We start from the raw sequence: 20,740 nt of genomic DNA on the forward strand, positions 1-20,740 counted from the left end.
ACGAGAATTTATTAGACAATAAATTAAAATACTTATATTCTTGTGCCAAACTAAATAAACATGCGTAGAATTATATGCTTTCTTGGTGTTCTTGTAACACTTTGCATTCAACAAGCTTATTCTCAAAACTTCGAAAGAATCTCTAACAAAGAAGGGTTTAATCAAAATACCGTTAATGCCATAGAACAAGATAAATATGGGTTTTTATGGTATGCAACGCCTAACGGATTAATTCGTTACGACGGCTATGAGTTCAAAACTTTTAGTGCAAATCCTGAAGATGAATATGCGCTTGCCAGTAATTATATCACCTATTTATTTAATGATAAAAATGGGGTACTTTGGATTGGGACTAAAATTGGACTGCACGTTTATGTGCCGTGGTTAGAACGTTTTTTTACTGTGCCTTTAAAGGCTAATATTGATGTTAATAAAATTGCCTCTAGAGGCGATGGCTATGTCTGGGTAACTTCACCAAATAGATTAATCCGTTGTCAATTAAAAGATGTGAATAACGGCACCTTTGAAGTGGTTGAAAACATTTTGGATTTAAAAGGCCAGTCCACCTCAATAAACACCTTTGCTTTTGGTTCTAATGCCGCTATTATTTTAGGGACCAATCAAGGTTTAAAAAAAGTAAAATATCAAGCTGAAGGGCCATCCGTAAAGTTGTTAATTCAGACTTTTGATGAGTTTGAATTTTTCAAAACCAAAGAAATTACTGAAATTATAAAGACGGATAATATCTTTTGGGTCGGTACCACAGAAGGCTTATTCAGTTCTAATCTAGATGCCAATACAGATTATTTAATTAAGAAAATAAAGGTGCCTCATAATGGTTCTACCATTTTTGTAAACAGTCTGTTTAAAGATCATAATAACGTTATTTGGATAGGCACCACAACGCAAGGGCTGTTCAAATTTAATCCTATTCTAAATTCCTTTAAACATTATAATCACAACGCTAAAAACAAAAATAGTATTAGTAGTCATCAGGTGAATGCCGTTTACCAAGATAGTTTTAATGTCCTTTGGGTCGGTACCGCTCAAGGGGGGATTAACAAATTAGATTTGTACCAAAAGCCATTCCATTCCTATTCTAATAATCCTTATGATCCGTTTTCTATAGGCGATAACTTAATCACTTCAATATTAGAAGATAATACAGGTGAGGTTTGGGTTTCTGGTTATAATAAGAAGCTGTTTAGAAGTACCGAAGTTATCAATGAAAACAGTGTTGATAAAATTAAGTTTGAATCTTTAGAGGCAGAATTACCGATTGATGCAAACGATTTTATCCGTTGTATTTATCAAGACCAAAGAAATTACATTTGGTTTGGTACAGATAAAAAGGTTATAGTTTATAACCCTCAAAAAAAAGCATTTAAAACCTTACAGTTAGTATCTTCCGGCGGAAAGTCTTCCGTATTTCTTTTTAGAGAAATAGCCCAAATAAATGATACGGATTTTGTTTTAGCGGGAAATAGAATTCTTGTGATCGAAAACCCTTGGGAGACAATAGATAACGCTGTCGAACCGAAAATTAGGTATAAAATTAAGTTAAAAATTGAAGCCAATAGAATTCAAAGTTTTCTTCGAGATGATGAGGGACAATTGTGGTTTGGAAGCGATAATGGCTTATTACAATGTACATATACTGATGGCGAGCTTAAAATTTTGCACACTTACCACAGTGGTAAAACGGGCAGTAGCCAGTTAAGTAATAACAGTGTGTTTTCGCTTTATGAAGATCAAAAACACAATATATGGATAGGAACGTTTGGGGGTGGCTTAAACAAATTAACCTTAGATGATAACAATAACCCCTTAAAGATGGTTTATTTCAGGAAAAACGACCTCTTACCAGATGATGTTATTTATGGGATTTTGCCTCAAAAAGACAGCGATAATTTGTGGATCAGTACCGATATGGGCTTAGTGCGCTTTAATACGGATACTAATAAGGTAAATGTTTTTGATGTTAGTGATGGTTTACTTCAAAATAACTTTAGGCAATCGGCATATAATTTAGGCAATTCTAACTATATGTATTTTGGAGGATTAAATGGTTTAACGATTTTTAATCCTGATAAAATTGCTCTAAATAAGCAGTTGCCAAGGGTATTAATTACCTCTTTGTTAATCAATAATAAACCCGTAGAAATCGGTGAGAAATTCAATGATATTACGGTACTTGAAAAAGCCATTTCTGAGACGGATACTATCACTATTTCAAAAAGTCAACGTATTATTTCGTTTAATTTGGTTGCTGAACATACTTCAGCACCAGCGAAAAATAAAATAGCCTATAAGCTAGAAGGTTTTAATAAGGATTGGGTAGAAACTGATGAAGGAAAATCTACAGTCACCTATACGAATCTTGCAGATGGGATATATACTCTAAAAGTTAAATCGGCTAACGGAGATGGCATTTGGAGTGATTCATCTAAGACACTAACCTTAGTGGTATTACCGCTTTGGTACCAAACATGGTGGAGTTATACCTTGTTAGTTATTATCTTTTTAGGAATTGGTGTGGGTATTGTATTTTATTTTGTTCAGCATGAAAAATTAAAACAAAAATTAATTTATGAACAATTAGATAAAGATCGGGTAGAAGTTATTAACCAGGGTAAATTTAAATATTTCACTAATTTATCTCATGAGTTTAGAACTCCTCTAACCTTAATTTCTGGACCCTTAGATCGAGTTATTCAAAATAATGTTTCTCCAGAAAGTGAACGCTATTTAGCCATTATTAAGCGTAATACCCACCGACTTTTAAGTTTAATAGATCAGTTAATAACGTTTAGACAAGCCGAACAAGGCTATCTTAATCTTAACTATACTAAATCTACCTTAGGTGATTTTTTATATCCTACTACAGAGGCTTTTGAAAATTATGCTTTAGAAAAAAACATCAACTTCTATTACAAGATCAGTTCGCCTAATGAAGAGATCGTCATTGATGTAGAAAAGTTAGAACGTATAATTTTTAATCTACTGTCTAACGCCTTTAAAAATACACCAGTGCAGGGAACCATAAGTATAGATGCGTCTATCGTGTTTGAAGAAGGGGTGAAAAACATTAAGATAGATGTTATAGATACGGGGAAAGGTATCCCTAAAGAAAGTCTAAATACTATTTTTGAACGTTTCTACCAATTAGGAAATCAAGATGGTAATGTCAGTGGTGGTGGTATTGGATTATCGTTCTGTAAATCTTTAGTAGAACTGTTTAATGGACGTATTTCAGTGAAAAGTAAACCAAATAAGGAGACCCGATTTACAGTAGTTATACCATCTTCTACGATAGAAGACATTCATATGGAAGACCAAGAAACCAAAAAATCTTTTATAAAGAATTGGGTGCCTTTACAGTCTAATAACGTTATAGAAATAAATAAAAGTACAACCGAGAAAAAACAGCATAATATTTTAGTGGTTGAAAATGAATTGGATATTCAAGATTTTCTTAATAGCGCTTTGTCTGATACGTATAATGTTACTATCGCTAATAATGGATTGGAAGCTTTAGAAGCGATAAAAAATAAAGAATTTAGTACTGTTATTAGTGATGTTATGATGCCAGAAATGGATGGTTTTGAATTGTGTAAACGTATCAAGGCTAATCCTGAAACCTGTCAGCTTCCAGTCTTGCTGCTAACAGCATTAGGTGATAATGTAGATCTTATTAGAGGTTTAGAGTTTGGGGCCGATGAATATATCAGTAAACCGTTTTCATTAAAACATTTAGAGCTGCGATTACAGAAACTCATTGAAAACAATGTTAAAATTAAAGCGCATTTTTCTAAAAATAGTTTACCACCAAAGAATAAGAAGGAATTAGGGTTCTCTAAACGTGATATTGAGTTTTTAGAAAATATAACGGAAATTATAGAACAAAACTTATCAAATTCTAATTTTGGGGTTGAAGAACTTTCTAAAGAAGCGGGCTTAAGTTCGTCTCATTTCTACAGAAAATTAAAACAACTTACCGGCCAGGTTCCAAATGCTTACTTGCGTAACTTTAGATTGCAAAGGGCGGCAGAATTATTAGATAGTAACAGTGGATTTAATGTGGCAGAAGTGATGTATCAAATCGGTATTGAATCTAACTCTTACTTTTCTACCTCATTTAAGAAATTACATGGTGTCTCGCCTTCAGAGTACTCTAAACGCCAAAAATGATAGGTTTTAGCAAGGAAATGGTGAATTATAGAACAGCGAATATCACCAAGTTATTTAAGTTTGTTCTGAACAAATTATTAATTAATATTAAACCAATTTATCAAGATGAAAAAAACAATATTATTACTCGTATTTAGCATTGCACTTTCAAGTTCTTTATTTGCGCAACAAGATGTAGATAAAAAAGTAGAAGCTTATATTACAAGAGTAGAAAGTAAAATAACACTTACGAGTGAAGAAAAAGCAACGTTAATATCTTTAAATACGGAGCATGCTAAAGCAGGCTTAGAAATTAATGATACGTATGAAAAAGGTTCTGAAGAGCTTAAAGCAAAGCGAAAAGAGAACAATAAGCGCTATGGAAAAGCGTTAAAAGAAGCCTTTGGAAAAGAGCGTGCTAAGGAAATAAAAATGGCCGCTAAAAAGAATAAAAAAGGTAAAAAGAAGAAAAAGAAAAACTAAGCGTTTTTTCTTAATCTAAACAACAGACCGCTATACGTCTATTCTTTTAGGACGTCTTATAAAAGTTTGTTTTAGGTTAAGGTCTTTAAACTATGAAGTCCATTAAAGGTGTTTTACGATACTTTTAATGGACTTTATCTTTGTATTAATTTAAGCCTTTTAGTGCAGGTTACTTTATGCTCTTAAATCTTGTTTTAATAAGAATTAAATAGAATGTGTCCTTTCTATAACTGCAGTAGGGCTTCTTAAGTACGGATAAAGCATCAAAGAAGAAAAAGAAGAAGAAAAATTAAATTCTATATTTTTTAAGAAATAAATGATCGTTTAACACTGCGACAAATTTGTCTTATTTTAATGTTAAGTTCGCTTAAGCTAAATATCTCATTAGTATTATATCCTCTAAAAGTATTTAATAAATACACACAGAGGACATGATTTTTTTATAATTTGTATCTCGTTAAGCATCAATATAAATGATTACTGAGCATAAAAATTTAATCACCTCAATAGCATGACATGTATACATTTAAACCCTATTTAATTCTAATTGTTTTAAGTTTCGCTCTGCAAGCGCAAGAAAAATCATTAAATATTGAAGGCCTTGTTTTAGATGATAACAATTTAAGTATACCGTATGCTGCTGTGAGTATTACGTCCAAATACCTTGGAACCTCAACTAATGAAGATGGTCATTTTTACCTAGAATTATCTAAGAACAACCGCTTAGATACGCTAGAAGTTTCTAGTATCGGTTTTGTGACGTATAAAATAGTAGTCAAAGATTTTATGGCTTTAAAGGAAAAAGTGATTATACTAAATGAGGATGTGGTGTCTCTTGATGAAGTTAATATCATGAATCCTAAGCAATATGTTAATCTCGCTTTTAAAAATTTAAAGGATAATACCGTAAGTACCGTACATGAGTTAAAGATTCTGAATCGGTTTTTTGCTGTAGAAGATGACATCGCTAAGTTTTATGTAGAACATTATGTAAAAGTTAAAGACGTAGGTCCTAGAGGTGGCAAAGAAGTCCGGAAATTAGGTGTTGAAGAAGGTCGGCAATCCGTAGATTTTAGAAGTTATAAAAATGCCAATATTGGCAGAATTTATCCCATAAATTTTATGACTAAAATAGATCCGCTTCGAAGAGGGATAAACATAAATGATTATGACTGGTCTAAAATAGGCGATACCTCATATGATGGAGAAGCTATTGTAATTATTCGTGGTAAAATAAACAACAGAAAAAGACAACCTTATTTAGATCCTATTTTATTTATTGGCATTGATAGTTATAAGGTATATAAAACCACTAATGCGTCTAATACAGTGGTGTATATTTATAAAAAAAATGACGATGGAAAACTGTATTTAAGTTATCATAATCATTATACCAGACGCTTTATGGATCTAACCGAAGAACATCAAAAAATTCTTAAAACGACAAAGCAACAAATTAAATTGTCTAAACGGAATGAGGTTGTAGTGTTAGGTATAGAAACAGATAAGAAAAAGATAGATGTGGGCTTTACCGATGTGTATAGAATGAAGATGGAAGAAATTAAGGTAAAATATAATGCCGAGTTCTGGGAAAACTTTAATCTGCCACCGCCAACTGAATATTATAAAAAAAGCATTAAAGAATTAGAAGTTAGTTATGGTATTGATATCCAAACGCAGTTTGAGTATGCTAACAAAGATAATTGATCCGTTGTTATAGCCGTAACGCTTAAACTATGGAGACAAAAAAAATCTCAGATTTAAATGTAATCTGAGATTTTTTTATGTTTAATTATTCTGGAAGGTTTATAATTAAGTCTATCTAATTCGCTCAATAGTAAAATGTGTTTTACCTCCATAAGCATCTAGAACTACTCCAGTTTGGTAGTTCTGAACAAAAACCGCTATGGTTTCTCCGACATTAACTTTAGCGATGCAAGAAATTTGTCGTGCCACAGGACTAGCGTTTGTTCCATTATAATAATGATTCTGCGTGTATTCTTGATAAATTGTACCATTGATATACACCGCAATACCATAATATTGCGTGTTTGCTTGTGATGCCGTAGTATGAAAACTAGCATTAATTCTATAAACACCAGTATTTGCTGCAACAAATTGGTTGTTTGCCGTATCAAATTCCAAAGAATTAGTAGCGTTAAGCATTACCGTATTAAAATTAATTTTTTCCCAACCAGCCGTTCCGAGAGTTTGATTCGCACTCATTGTGGCTCTTATAATTGGAAAGGTAGAAATATCTGGGGTTTGATCTTCAAAAGTTAATTGTCCTGCACCATCAGTCACTAATATTTGATCTGCGGTGCCATCTACTGTTGGAAATGCAAATCCCGTTCCACTAGGATCCGCTACTTGTAATTCACCATTAACTCTTAGTATATCGTTATCAAACTCTCCATAAATTAGAGGTATAGGTCCGTTGTTATTTGAAATGACTAGGGAATGATTAACCGTATAGAAATTGGTATGCAAACCTGCATTATCACCAATAAAGACGTTATTACTTCCTGTAGCATAACGCCCAGTGTTTTTACCGATAAACACATTTTTTGAGCCTCCTGTTAAAGAAGAACCAGAATTAAAACCAATAAGGACATTGTCTGCTCCTGTAGTATTACCGCTTCCTGCGTTTGTCCCTATAGCTACATTAGAAGTTCCAGATGTGCTGCTAAATAAGGTGTTGTTTCCAAACGCCACATTATTATTTGCCGTGTTAGATCTAAGGGCTCCATAACCAAAAGCCGTATTATTGTTTCCAGAAACATTAGAATATAGGGCTTCATAGCCAACACTTGTATTTTGTTCACCATCGTTATTAAGAAATGAAGCACGATACCCAACAGCGGTATTTTCGCCAACGGTATTGTTTGTTAAAGCTTCTGTACCAATCGCTGTACTATAAGCTCCAGTAGTATTTAAGCGTAAGGCCAAGTGCCCAATAGCAACACTACCGTCACCAGTAGTATTGGTAAACAAGGCACCATTTCCAAGGGCTGTATTTGTAGCTCCGGTATTGTTACGTAAAGCATCAGAACCCATGGCGGTATTATGATTAGAGCTCGTATTCGCTTCTAAGGCCCGTTTTCCAAATGCCGAATTTCCTGCTCCTGTTGTGTTCTTTTCTAATGCCACATAACCAAAAGCAGAGTTGTTACTTCCCGTACTAAATTTTAAGGTGGCATAGCCTAAAGCGGTATTATGATTCCCATCAGTATTTAATTGTAAGGCATTATAGCCAATACCAATATTGTTATTATCAGTGGCATCATCATTAGCACCTGCGTTTTCGCCAATAAAGATAGAAGACCCATTTTCAGAACCATCGTCATCTGATTTAGCATCAGAAAGATCATTTAATTTTTCAATATTAGAAAACCTAACCCATTCCGTAATTCCGTTATTCCAATAATAAAATCCTCTAGTGGAGGTTCCTATCGTGGTGGTAAGGTAAACTAGCATTCCATTTTGATCTGAGGTCGGGTTAGTAGTCGGAAAAGTATCTATTCTTGGGATTAAAAGTCCGTCATCAAAAGATGGAGAGGCTTGGTTAGAAGCACTAATATCTAAGGACGCTTTAGGATTGGTATTGCCTATGGCAACCTGTGCAAATGTGAATGAACTTACAAATAGAGAAAGGAATAAAATAACCGTTTTAAGATTTATTGAGCTTTCTAGATGGACATCGGTTTTCATACTTTAGAGGGATTTTAATTTTAAAATATTACGCATTTACCCTATTTAGGGCCAATCAGATTTTCTAGTTATAAACCATCATTTTAAGGGGGTGCTGCAAAGCTAAATCTTCAGGTTTGTTGTTGTAGGTTAGAACCGCTTGTGTTTTATGGTTCAGGGAGATGGGGTTATAAAGGTAGATTATTTAAGGTACTAATTCATTCTCTAATCCATCAGGTTTTTACTGTAATCTGTCAATTTATATGGTTGTAAAGCTTATGGTATTCAGATTTTTATGTTTTTTTTTGAAAGCAAGACGTTTCGTAGCAGTCGTTATGGATTAAAATAGGTTTAAAAGGCAGGTTTAAATAGAATTGATAGATTAAAGCAAAATTTGAAGCCATTTGAGACAGAGGATAAGGCTATAGTTTTGTTATTTCGCTAAGAACTTAATCAGGTTTTAATACAACTTAAAATAAATTAATATCCTAGCAATGACGTATTCTAATTCTATAGTTTATTTTCTCATCGGAATGTTGTGTCTGAGTTGTCATACACAGCATTCGAAAGTGTCAAATTTAGCAACAGCAACAGAGCGTCCAACACCTAATGTATTGTTGTTACTTACGGATGATTTGGGATGGCAAGATGTAAAAGCTTATGATATTGATGCGCCTTCGCCTTACGAAACGCCAAATATTGATGCTTTAGCAAAAAAGGGTGTTCAGTTTTGGCAAGCCTATTCTCCAGCACCAACTTGTGCACCTAGCCGTTGTGCTATTATGAGTGGTACACATCCTGCAAGAGCGCAGAAAACTCATGTTGTTGGTGGTGCACCTCCTACAGTACATTCAAACAAAAATTCACAGCGCATAATGGATCCTTGGTATAGTGGACGTATGCCTGCCAATGAAATGACTTTGGCTCGCGTATTACAACAAAATGGTTATACCACCGGACATGCCGGAAAATGGCATATGGCTATCAATCACTTCGCATATCCGCAACCAGAAGATCAAGGTTTTGATGTTACCACAGCCAACCGTGGGGCAACAAGTCCGCAAGTTCCTCACCGTCTTACCGATTTTGCCACTGCAGATGCCAATGATCCTTATCAATTAGATGAGGAAGGCTTTCCGTTTCATCAAAATAACGAAGACGCTTTAAACTTCTTAAAAACACATAAAGCGGAGCCTTTCTTTTTGTATTATGCCACATTTTTAGTGCATGCACCAATTCATACACGAAGTAAAGCACTGTTAGAAAAATACTGCGAAAAGTTAGGACTTCCTTATCCTACAGATCCGGAGCATTGGGACGTAAAAGGACAAAACAACCCGTATTACGCTGCTATGGTAGAAATGTTAGACCATTATGTTGGTGAGGTTTTTGACTATTTAGAAACCACAGACGATCCCCGTTGGCCAGGGCATAAGTTAGTTGAAAACACCTATATTATTTTCACTTCAGATAATGGAGGCATGGAAAAAGCCCATGGTGATATTGTGACCGATAATTATCCTTTAGATAAAGGAAAAATAAACGCCAAAGAAGGTGGTGTGCGCGTACCGTTATTTATTTCAGGACCAGGAATTAAAAAAGGCATTACATCTGATGTGGTTGTTAATGGTTTGGATTTTTACCCAACAATTCTATCGTTATTAGGTATCGATAGGCCTGAGGAGAAGCATTTAGATGGTGCTGATTTGTCTACATTGTTATTAAATGATCCTACCGATTCTAAATTAGTCTTAAATGAAAAAGGGGAGGAGCGCACAAGCATGATGTGGCATTTTCCACATGCCGCGTCGCAAAGTACGCTACGCGTTGGTGATTTTAAACTGATTAGAAATTACGATTTTAAGAACAACGCCACAACCCCAGAATTTGAATTGTATCAATTATACGATACTCAGAACGGTACTGCTAAACGTATCGATATAGAGGAAGCTCATAATCTTGCCCAGTCAGAACTTCATAAGGTTCAAGAGATGAACACGCAATTGACCAACATTTTAACAGAAATGAATGCCAGCTACCCGTTTTATAATCCTTTTTATAAAGGAAAGATGGAATTTAAGGAAAATGTACCCACCGTATTAGGGGTTACCAAAGCAGATCAACAGGTAACATTTACTTATAAAGAAAATGGCGCTAAGGTAATTAAGGCCAATTTAATTTATACCACCAACGGAGGACACCGTTACGAAGAGTGGTTTAAAACCGATGCGCAATTAAATGCAAATGGTACCGTAACAGCGCTATTGCCAAACGGAACAACACACTATATTCTCAATCTCATTGACGAGCATAATTTCTTAGTGAGTTACCCAGAAATACCACCGACAAGATCCATTAAATCTGCAAAAAAGAAATATTCTAACTATGCTTTGAGTGGACTGAAATAGCTGATGCTTTATCGAAATTGAATTTTTAATAGGATCTAAATTAAATAGTTAAACTCTGTTTAATAGGGGGGCGATATGTTTTACAAGAAATTAGTATGTTTTTGATGGATTTGAGCAAAGGATTTTAATAGGATAGCTTTAACTTTGGGTGAACTAAATTTTAAACGATAAACTATGAAAAAACAATTACTTTTTACTTTAGCCTTTTTTGGAGCGCTTACTTTCGCTTCAGGACAAACTGAGATTTTATTTGATGAAGCAGGAACAGATATCCAATCTTTTACGGTAGGACAACAAAATGGAGATGATCTTGATGAAGGTATTCTTGCTGTCTCCGGAACAGGAGTAGCAGTGCCTAACAATAGTTTTATGGGGATAAGATCAGATACCCCTACTGATGATGGTGCCACAGGGACATGGACTTTTACAATCTCTACAGCGTCTACTACACCAATAAATACAACCTTATTTTTAGATATGGCAAAACGTCCAGGGTGTAGTGTTAGTGGAACGGTTTCTGTTTCAGGTTATACAAACATGTCGTACGCTTTTGCTACGGACGGAACTGATGTTTCAGCGGTAATGGATACACCGATTCAATTTGAATCAATTTTATCTCTTGTTAATGGTTCGCCGCTTACCGTGACCATTTCTTTAGATGAGATGTTAAACGTGGATAATGTAGCGACTTCTATTTTTAGATTAGAAAATGTAGTTCTTGAAAGAGATGGCGTTTTAGGTCTTGAAGATGTTTCAACGCAAGTGATCATAGCGAATGTTTTTCCTAATCCAGCAAAAAATAGTTTTCAAATTCAAGCCAATGAAAACGTTGAGCGCGTAGAATTATATAACATTACGGGACGTTTGGTAAAAACATTTGAAGGTGAAGCTAATTATAATATCAGTGATTTACCATCAGGAATTTACCTTGCTCAGGTAAAAATGCCTTTAGGAACTAAAACTTTAAAAGTGATCAAAGAGTAAAGACCACGATTTTATAAAATTTATTACAAAAGAGTTTCTTAGTTCATGTAACTAAGAAACTCTTTTTCGTTTTTAGAGCTGTAAACAGCAATTATTTCAGAATTAAGTATGATGATAATTAAGGCTCAACAGGATGTTCTACAAAATGTTTAAGTCTCACATAAAAACCTTAAAAAAATTAAAATAGGGCTTGTGTATTGGTCTATAGGTGTTTTTGCAAGATAAGAGACTGCTTTTGGGTGAATTAAGCAACCGCTTTTCGTATTCCTTAACTAGTTTTGAAGTACTAATTATTAAATAACCTATATTATGAAAAAACAATTACTTTTTACATTAGCATTCGTCGCTTCTATCTTTGTAGCTTCGGCACAATCTAACACCTTTACCTTTACAGGTTCAAGTTCTGAAAGCACCACATTTTCGTTTGGTTCTACCGCTGGTATTTATGCGCTTTCAGGATCAGACTTCAGTCAAGGTGCAAGTTTTATCGGTTATAATTCTGAAGTTGAAAGCGGAAGTTCTGTAAGCGAAAGTTTTGGTATTGATACCGATAGTGGTAGTACAGAAAGAACGCTTACGTTTACGTATAGAAAAAGAGCAGCTATGACTGGAGTTTTAAGAATTTCAGCACCTGGACAAGCTGACGTAATCTATAATTTAGAAGATACTTCTGCAGAAGATGGATCTAACAATGCTTTAGTAGAGCGTACTTTAGAGTATCCATATGTACTTAATTTATCGCCGGTAGCAACAAACATTACATTTACAGTAGATGAATTAGCTCAGAATGGGGTTAATAATGTACGGTTAAGAATTTATGATGTTACCGTAAACGGGACGCTATCTACACAAGATTTTAACCGTACAGAATTAACCGTTAAAGTTTATCCTAATACGGTTCAAAATAGTTTCCAAATAGATTCTAACAATAGTATAGAACAAGTGGCTTTATATAATATTACAGGTCAATTAATTAGAACTTATGGAGAAGAAGTAAATTATAATATTAACGATTTATCTTCAGGGATTTACCTTGTAAATATTAAAACGGCATTAGGTTCTAAAACACTTAGAATTATAAAAAAATAATCCTACACCTTCATTTCTGTAGTAACCATAGTTGCTTAGATTATTGTTTGTTTAGTTAAGGTAGTAAGTAAAATTGCTACCTTTTTTTGTTTAATACTTAATGTCTTCTCGTAAATTCCCTTTTTAAGGTGATATAGTTATAGAGACGAGGATAAGGGAAATCATATTTACCGAAGCTTAAATATTAGGTTAAGCCATCAAAGCTTCATGAGGTTATGAATAGTAATACATATGTGATAATAGGAATGCTGCTCCTGTCTAAGCTTGTATTTAGTCAGACTGCACCACCAATTAAAGGTCGTATTGTTAATGAGAACAAGACGCCTTTAGAACAAGTTTCTGTAGCCCTTTTAAAGCAGAAGGATTCTACATATATCAATTATACACTTACCGATGGAACCGGAGCATTTGCCTTTCAAGAAGCTCCTAAAGATTCCTTGTTGCTTCAATTTTCTTATTTAGGTTATGAATCCTATTTTGAGTCTGTTGCTTACACCAATACACCTATAGAACTTGGTGAAATCCGCCTTAAAGAAGACACGTATCAATTAGAAGCGGTGACGATATCTGCAGAACTTCCAATTCAAATAAAAGAAGATACGGTTGCTTTTAATGCCAATTCTTTTAGAGTTAACTCGAGTGATAATTTAGAAATGCTATTAAAAAAGTTACCCGGTTTAGAGATCGATTCTAAGGGTAAAGTTGTAGCGCAAGGCAATGAAGTCACCAAAATATATGTGGATGGGAAAGCGTTTTTTGGTGGGGATCCGGCCATTGTATTAAAAAATTTATCGGCAGATGCTATAGCAAAAATTGAAGTTATTGATAAAAAAAGCGATGAAGCAGAACTTACAGGTGTAGCCGATGGGAATAAGCAAGTGGTGATTAATTTTACGCTTAAAGCATCAAAAAAAAATCAAGGTTTCGGTAAGGCTTCCGTAGGTATTGGTTTAGATCGTCGCTATTTTAGTAATTTTAATTACAATAAGTTTTCGCCTAAAACGCAGTTTTCCGTGATTGGTAAACTCAATAATATCAATATTACGGGCTCTAACATTCAAGGCTTTCTAGAAAATGCCGATGGTATTGCAGACGAATCTGATGATGACGATAGTCATATAAAAGCCTCAAAAAGCTTAAGTGGTTATTTAAAAACAGGGGTTGGTGGTGTGAATTTTGGTCATGAGTTTAACAAAAAAGAAGTGTTCAATGCTGATTATTTCTACAATCTTTCCGATAACAGAGGGATGTCTTTTTCCAAACGAATATCGTTTTCTAACACCAATAACTTTGATTACGAAGCCGAAAATACGTTTAACAAAGTTTCTAAAAATCACAATTTTAATTTCAATTATAAAAACAGATCCAACAAAACCAATAGCCTTATTATTAGAGGACGTTTAAATGCCGATGATGTTCTTCAAAATACCTCTAAATCGGGTTTTTATTATGATGAAGAGGAGGCTTTACAAACAACAAACGTTCAAGAGTACCGAAATAAGAACACTAAAAAAGCATTACTTTTTAATGTAAACTACTATCAGAAACTAAAAAAAGCAGGACGTAGCTTTAGTGTTGGTTTTAATACCAATATAAGTCAAAAAGAAAAAGATAATACGCAACACACCTTTATCACAAGAAACATTAGTAGCGGTAATCTCTCCAATAGTGAAATTCTTGCCCTTAGGGACGAAGTTTTTAATAACGGCCAATATAAATTCAATTTTAAATATACAGAGCCACTAGGTGGGTATCATTATTTTAAATTTCAATCGTTTTTAAAGGTGTTAAATCAAAAGGAAGACATCTATCAACTTAAAACTACAGTAACGGATGCTAATGCTGAAGAGCTTCTGGTGTATAAATACAATAACAGAGAAGGGTGTTATCAAAACCGAATGGCTTACAGTTATAGTGCGAAAAAATTGAATGTGTTTACTGGTGTTGAACTTCAAGAACTCGATCGCTCTTTTGGTGTGGTAAACCAAGATAACTTCACGAGTAGTCAGTTTTATGTCAACCCATTTTCAACCGTACAATACAAACCCACACAAGGCGTAAAATACCGATTTGTCTATAAAAGAATTATACGCAGTCCTAGAACTAATGAAAGCTCGACGGTTATTAATGACCTTAATCCTTTTTTTATTAGGCGTGGTAATCCGGATTTAAAAACCGAAAAAAATGACGATTTTTCGCTATTAGCTAACATTTATAATTATAAATCGTCGCTCAATTTTACGGGTTCGGTGAAATACCAATATTCTCAAGATGCTATTATTTCCAATATTGCTATTGATGATGAATTTGTTAAAACAAGAAGTTACATTAATAGTGGCAATAGAAAGCGACTAACGACAGCTTTTAATTTTAGTAAAAAAATTAAGGGGTTAGGGGTGCAGTATGCCCTTAAGACGAATAGTTTTTATGATGCCTATACCGCATTGGTTAATTTACAACTCAATGATGTTGTTGCTAAAGAGCATTTAATGGGACTGACTTTAGAAAACAGCAATAAAAACGCTATGGACTTAAAGTTAGGAACGCAATACAGTGTGAATAACACCTCGTTTTCTATAGAACAAGACCTTGACAGAACCTATACCAAGCAACATTATTTTTCGTCTGTAGATTATGATTTTACCAAACAACTGAACTTTAATACCCAGTTTGATTATTTTGTGTTTTCAGACAATCAATTTGCTACCAATCTGCATCTTCCTTTATGGAATATGGCGATTTCCTATACCGTTAAAAACAGTTCTAATATTGTAAAATTAGTTTTAATTGATCTTCTCGATAAAAATGTAGATTTTGAACGAAGAAGTACCACTAATTATTTTGAGGAAACGACCTCAGAGAGTTTAGGACGCTATATTATTTTAAGTTATACTTACAGATTAGGGCAAAGGAATAAGAGAAATAACTAATAGGCTAGTGGTTTACAGAAGTCTTTTCTGTAGTTTTAGATTGAACAGGAACTCTGTAGTTTCGGCTTGTTATTTGCGAAACGAAGTCTCTAAAGGGTATAAAAAAATAATTTGCCATTCCTGTTTTATGCCGCGCAAATCGCGCTTAAGCTAAACGCTGTATAACAAATTCGTCTTTTAATAAAGATTCTTTTGTTTGTGCGTTGTTTGGAATGACAAATTATTCTTGAATTGAAGCTAATCCTATAGGATTGAATCTTATAAATTTATTTCTTGATGAGTTTTAGGGTTGTTTTATTTCCGTTAGCCTCAATAGCTTGTAAAAAGTACACTCCAGATTTTATATGGGAGATGTCTATATTTTTATGCTGATTTTTAAACTCTAATGTTTTTGCACCATGGATGTTATATAAAACCCCTGATTGTATAGGTTTATTTAAGCTGAAAACGCCTTTTGCTGGATTAGGAAATACTAAAAGGTTTTGAAACGTATCTTTTACTTCTTCAACGCCTAAACTTTCTAAATCTAAATGAAATGAAATATCGTAAACTCTAAATCTAGGGACTACATCGGCATCGGCATTCACTAAATCTGTGACCATGACTTCCATGGCCTTGGCAGATTCCGTAAAGGTAATTGGCGTGTCAAATTCGTAATACAAATCATCGGCATCTCTAGTACTGGTATATTCAAAACTATGTGTGGTTTCTCCAATAGTGACATCAAAATTAGCGGTGTCTCCTTCACGAGATCTTACTCTAAAAACAATCTTTTCACATAATACAGGAGCTTCAGCTTTTACATTGATGTTAAAACCATCACCACCACCAACAGTTCGCATTTGAACAAATGCCGAGTTTGCTGTAGTATTTCCCACTAATTCTGCATATACATCAGAACTTTCAGGCTCAAATAACTGTATTTCATCAACCGTGTTTAATGTGATTTTAGTGATATTAATAATCTCAAGTTCTTCAGATAAGACTAAGAAATTATTTTCATCTCTTAAATTAAAAACAATTCCAGTAGCATCATCAGGGACGTCTGCTGTTATAACATTATCATTAATGGTCACCGCTCCAGCTTCATACCACTCTACATTTGGTTCATTTTTTCTATACAACAAATGCCCATAACTAATTCCCGCTTCACCAGAATCATTTGCAATAATAGCCGTTGCTACTCCTGAGTTTTCATCATAAGTTACTAAGTTAATTGCAGGGACTAGAAGTTGATTAGGTAAAGGTCCATCTGGTTCTGAATAATCAGGATTCCATGATGGATATCTTGCATCATTACTGGCTAAATAAGCTTCTAAAGTATTAATCATGTCTTGTTTCAACGTCTGATCCATAGTGTTTATGACATCTATTTGTTCATTGATGTCAACAAAAGTATCTCCACCATCATACAATTGGTACGCTTCGTAAGTATTGTCAATATATTTTTTATATAATTTGTAGTTTCCTCGTCTTATCGATGATTTTGCTTTAATATCACTACCAACACTAGGATAATGCCAAAAAAGATCGGTTCTTTCAGTGGCTACACCTCCTATAGTTTGTTCTACTATGGTAGAATTCCCTTTTAGTAAGTCGCTTAAATCTGCACCATCTAAATCAGCATTAAGTTCGCTATCTAGAGTGGTATCAGTTAAAGACAAAATTGTTGGAAAGAAATCTAATCCATTAACCACATTGTCAAATTCGTTAACGCCAATACCTGGTCCTGTAATCACTAAAGGAACACGAATACCACCTTCTCTAGAGCTTGTTTTTCCTTCGTCTAAAGGAAAGTTATCCGCTACAACTTCATAACCGTTATCCGCATTATTTTGTTCTGAAGCGCCATTGTCTGAAGAAAAAATAATATAAGTTGTATCAAATAATTTCATTCCAGGATGCCTTGGATCATCTGTTGCTTTTAAATAATCAACGAGCTTCCCTAAACTCCAATCTAAAGTTTGAACCATAGCCCCATAAAATGGATTATGTTCTCCTGCCGCAGTTAACGGTGTTGTTTCCGTTGGTATACCATTTGGACCAACATCAGCTGGATCTATTTCACCGGCATCGACTAAGGTTTGCGTTATGTCTTGTAACATTGGTAGATCTCTAGTTTGTATTGGTGTATGTACTAACCAAGTCGCCATATATAAGAAAAAAGGTTCTCCCGATCCGCCATTAGCAGCTACTCTATCTTCTAAATAGGCTACAGCTTCATCTGTAACAGAATCATAGGGTATGCCATCAGCATCTAAAGGATAATTGGGGTCATTCCCACCAAAATTTGAAATATCATATCGGTCACTCATACCTTGTTGAACACCTCTACTTGTAAATTCAGTATCAAAACCTTGATCTACAGCTACAGGAAAGCCATTGGCGCCATCAATATGCCATTTACCAACATGGCCTGTGTGGTATCCATTAGCACTTAAGGCTTCTGCTATGGTGTATTCATCAACATCTAAACGCTTTGGATAATAAGGACCTATTAATTTATTAGCCGCTTGCGCGTTATTTAATTTAGGTAGTTTACCACCAGATACTTGCGTAAGTTTAGTTTTTATAGGGTGCCTTCCACTTAGCATTGCTGCTCTAGAAGGGGCACAGGTTGGCGCAGGAGAGTAGGCTTGTGAAAATTTAGCGCCATCTGCAGCTAATGCTTCCATATTAGGGGTTTCCCACGGCACTGGGGGGCCTACATTATTTAGATTCGTGTCTTGCCAACCCAAATCATCAACATAGAAAATTAGTATATTAGGTCGGTCTATAGCTTGACCATATAACTGAGGAATTAAAAGTAAACTGAGTAAAAAGAGTAATATTGTATTTTTCATATGGAATTGATTTGATGTAAAATTACTAGTAATAGCAAGGTTTATGTTTCTAATTTCCATCAAGTCCTTTCTCATTTCCATCGTTTTGATGCTATTTCTTTAAAAACGAGTAGTCTTATTCTGTAGACCGTATTCTGAAGGTATAAAGGGTATGATTTTGAGGAAGATTGTTTTCCTTGAGATCTATCCATAAAAAAAGCACTAAATCATAAGATGGTTTAGTGCTTTTTCTTGGATGGAAGTCTATTTTACTAATCCACAGAAATAGCTTTGGTTGCAAATACTTTAGTTAGTTTTTGATATCCAGTATCTGGATAGCTGATTAAGTAATTGTTTTCATCAACTAGATTAAAGACATAGTGTGTTGTGCCTTCAGGTAAAGTCACATAAGCTTTATTACCTTTCAATGTCATAGGTACAGGAAACCAAATCTCTCCTTTTATACCACCATTTGTAGTGTAAATAAGTTCGGCTTTAGTCACTTTAGCACCATTATTTTTAAAGCTAACCCAAACGGTATTACCATCAGATCCATGATCTGCAATAGTCGGTACTTTGGATTGGTTAGGTAAAGCTTTTTTACTCGTTGGGTTGAAGTAAGGATATCTCGCGTTAAGTTGATCTAAGCGTTCTTGTAACAATGCATTCATGGCTTTCGCTTTCTCAGGCATTTCTAAGGCTAAGTTTTTTGATTCCTCAATATCTACACGTTTCGATCCGTTTTCATACAGTTGGTATAAATCTAGCGTCGTTCTTTCTTTAGTGTCGGTATAGTTACGTACCAATTTATAATCTCCAATTCGTAAAGTCGATTGCATAGAACTGTTAGGGAAGTGCCACATCATAGAGTTTCTAGATGCTCCTGTCCAAGGGTCAATGACCAATTTAGAGTCCGTTGGGTCTTTATCTAATAACGTAGATAAATCAGCACCATCAAGAATTTGATTCTCTTGCTTTTTAGTACCTGTCCAGCTTAATATGGTAGGGTAGAAGTCAATACCATTTACGATGACGTTAGATTCAATATTAGAATCAATATTAGGTCCGGTTATAATAAGTGGAACTCTAACACCACCTTCTTTGGCATTTATTTTACCTTTATCTAAAGGATAGTTGTCCGTTATAACTTCTTTTGTATGGCGTTCCATACCGCCATTATCGGAGGTGAAAATAACATAAGTGTTTTCAATTAACATATGTCCTGGCCACCTTGGATCTTCTGTTTCTTTTAGGTATTTAAGTAGTAAACCTGTATAATGATCGATGGTTTCAACCATGGCTGCATAGTACGCATTTCTTTGACCTGCTTCGTCCCAAACATCACTTTCTCTTGGGTAGTCTATACCTAATTTTTGATAGTATTTCTTTAATAAAGCCTCACTTCTTGTATGAATAGGTGTATGCACTAAACGCGAACAATAGTATAGAAAAAAGGGATCGGCTTTAGAGGCATCCATAAAGTCAATACCATCTTGCGTAATATCATCAAAAGGGAAACCTTCTTCGTCTAAATAAAAAGGATCTGAAGGATCTGTAGTGGCAAATCCTGTTGTTCTATCCTTCATTTTTTGATGTGATCCGAAGCCATGCTTAGAAAAATCAAACCCTTGTTGCTTAGGTAAAGGTTCATCCGAGCGTGCAGCACCGACGTGCCATTTTCCTGAATGTCCTGTTTTATAACCGTTAGTCTGAAGCGATTCTGCAATAGTAACTTCAGAAGCATCTAAAGCGCCACGCATCCAAGGGCTAATTAAAGTAGAACCATGATTGAAAGGTAAAGGCGGATGACCACCTCTAACATTGGTACGCTCTAAACGTACAGGATGTTTACCCGATAATATGGCCCCTCTTGACGGCGAACAGGTTGGTGCTGGCGAATAGGCTTGCCAAAACATGACACCTTCTTTAGCGAGTTGATCAATGTTTGGAGTTTCAAATGGAGATGGTTCATCAACATCATAACATTTTACGTCTTGCCAACCTAAATCATCGGTTACTATTAGTAATACATTAGGTTTGCTTGGTCTTTCGTTGTCTGCATGATTTTGACTGCTGCATGTTGTTGGGATGCTAGACAGTACAAAAAATGAAAGTAGGAATATTTTATACATTGTATTAAAGTAATAATTTATGAGATCTATTG

The 20,740-nt window shown here is 34.6% G+C and carries 10 protein-coding genes; 7 read left to right on the forward strand and 3 right to left on the reverse strand.

What is annotated here, in order from left to right; translation table 11 throughout:
- Positions 1 to 60: 60 nt before the first annotated feature.
- The 3 genes from DFQ08_RS05420 to DFQ08_RS05430 all read left to right on the forward strand — a co-directional run bounded on the left by DFQ08_RS05420 (position 61) and on the right by DFQ08_RS05430 (position 6,360).
- Positions 61 to 4,191: a hybrid sensor histidine kinase/response regulator transcription factor gene (locus tag DFQ08_RS05420; protein ID WP_114308804.1), complete on the forward strand. Its 4,131-nt coding sequence runs from the start codon at positions 61 to 63 to the stop codon at positions 4,189 to 4,191.
- Positions 4,192 to 4,296: 105 nt separating this feature from the next.
- Positions 4,297 to 4,653, forward strand: coding sequence for a hypothetical protein (locus DFQ08_RS05425; RefSeq protein ID WP_114308805.1), 357 nt, complete (start codon positions 4,297 to 4,299; stop codon positions 4,651 to 4,653).
- Positions 4,654 to 5,169: 516 nt separating this feature from the next.
- Complete coding sequence (locus DFQ08_RS05430; protein WP_114308806.1) at positions 5,170 to 6,360, forward strand: carboxypeptidase-like regulatory domain-containing protein; 1,191 nt, start codon at positions 5,170 to 5,172, stop codon at positions 6,358 to 6,360.
- A 111-nt stretch (positions 6,361 to 6,471) separates the two neighbouring features.
- Here DFQ08_RS05430 and DFQ08_RS05435 read toward each other — a convergent pair whose 3' ends face one another.
- Positions 6,472 to 8,364 carry a hypothetical protein gene (locus tag DFQ08_RS05435; protein WP_114308807.1) on the reverse strand — a complete coding sequence of 631 codons (1,893 nt, stop codon included), beginning with the start codon at positions 8,362 to 8,364 and terminating at the stop codon, positions 6,472 to 6,474.
- A gap of 548 nt (positions 8,365 to 8,912) precedes the next feature.
- Between DFQ08_RS05435 and DFQ08_RS05440 the strand changes: the two genes are divergently transcribed.
- The 4 genes from DFQ08_RS05440 to DFQ08_RS05455 all read left to right on the forward strand — a co-directional run bounded on the left by DFQ08_RS05440 (position 8,913) and on the right by DFQ08_RS05455 (position 15,754).
- The gene (locus DFQ08_RS05440; RefSeq protein ID WP_220235575.1) at positions 8,913 to 10,751 is read left to right on the forward strand and encodes a sulfatase; all 1,839 of its coding nucleotides are present in this window, start codon (positions 8,913 to 8,915) and stop codon (positions 10,749 to 10,751) included.
- A 174-nt stretch (positions 10,752 to 10,925) separates the two neighbouring features.
- Positions 10,926 to 11,735: a T9SS type A sorting domain-containing protein gene (locus DFQ08_RS05445; protein ID WP_114308809.1), complete on the forward strand. Its 810-nt coding sequence runs from the start codon at positions 10,926 to 10,928 to the stop codon at positions 11,733 to 11,735.
- Positions 11,736 to 12,044: 309 nt separating this feature from the next.
- A complete protein-coding gene (locus tag DFQ08_RS05450; RefSeq protein ID WP_114308810.1) occupies positions 12,045 to 12,824 on the forward strand; it encodes a T9SS type A sorting domain-containing protein in 780 nt (259 codons plus the stop codon).
- A gap of 215 nt (positions 12,825 to 13,039) precedes the next feature.
- Complete coding sequence (locus tag DFQ08_RS05455) at positions 13,040 to 15,754, forward strand: outer membrane beta-barrel protein (RefSeq protein WP_114308811.1); 2,715 nt, start codon at positions 13,040 to 13,042, stop codon at positions 15,752 to 15,754.
- 266 nt (positions 15,755 to 16,020) lie between these two features.
- Here the strand turns inward: DFQ08_RS05455 and DFQ08_RS05460 are convergent, their stop codons facing one another.
- Together DFQ08_RS05460 and DFQ08_RS05465 are read right to left on the reverse strand one after the other, a co-directional pair.
- A complete protein-coding gene (locus DFQ08_RS05460) occupies positions 16,021 to 18,597 on the reverse strand; it encodes a sulfatase-like hydrolase/transferase (RefSeq protein WP_181858365.1) in 2,577 nt (858 codons plus the stop codon).
- A 251-nt stretch (positions 18,598 to 18,848) separates the two neighbouring features.
- Positions 18,849 to 20,708, reverse strand: a complete 1,860-nt coding sequence (locus tag DFQ08_RS05465) for a sulfatase (protein WP_114308813.1) — start codon at positions 20,706 to 20,708, stop codon at positions 18,849 to 18,851.
- Positions 20,709 to 20,740 lie beyond the last annotated feature (32 nt).

Source organism: Winogradskyella arenosi (genome assembly GCF_003337305.1).
Lineage (GTDB): Bacteria > Bacteroidota > Bacteroidia > Flavobacteriales > Flavobacteriaceae > Winogradskyella > Winogradskyella arenosi.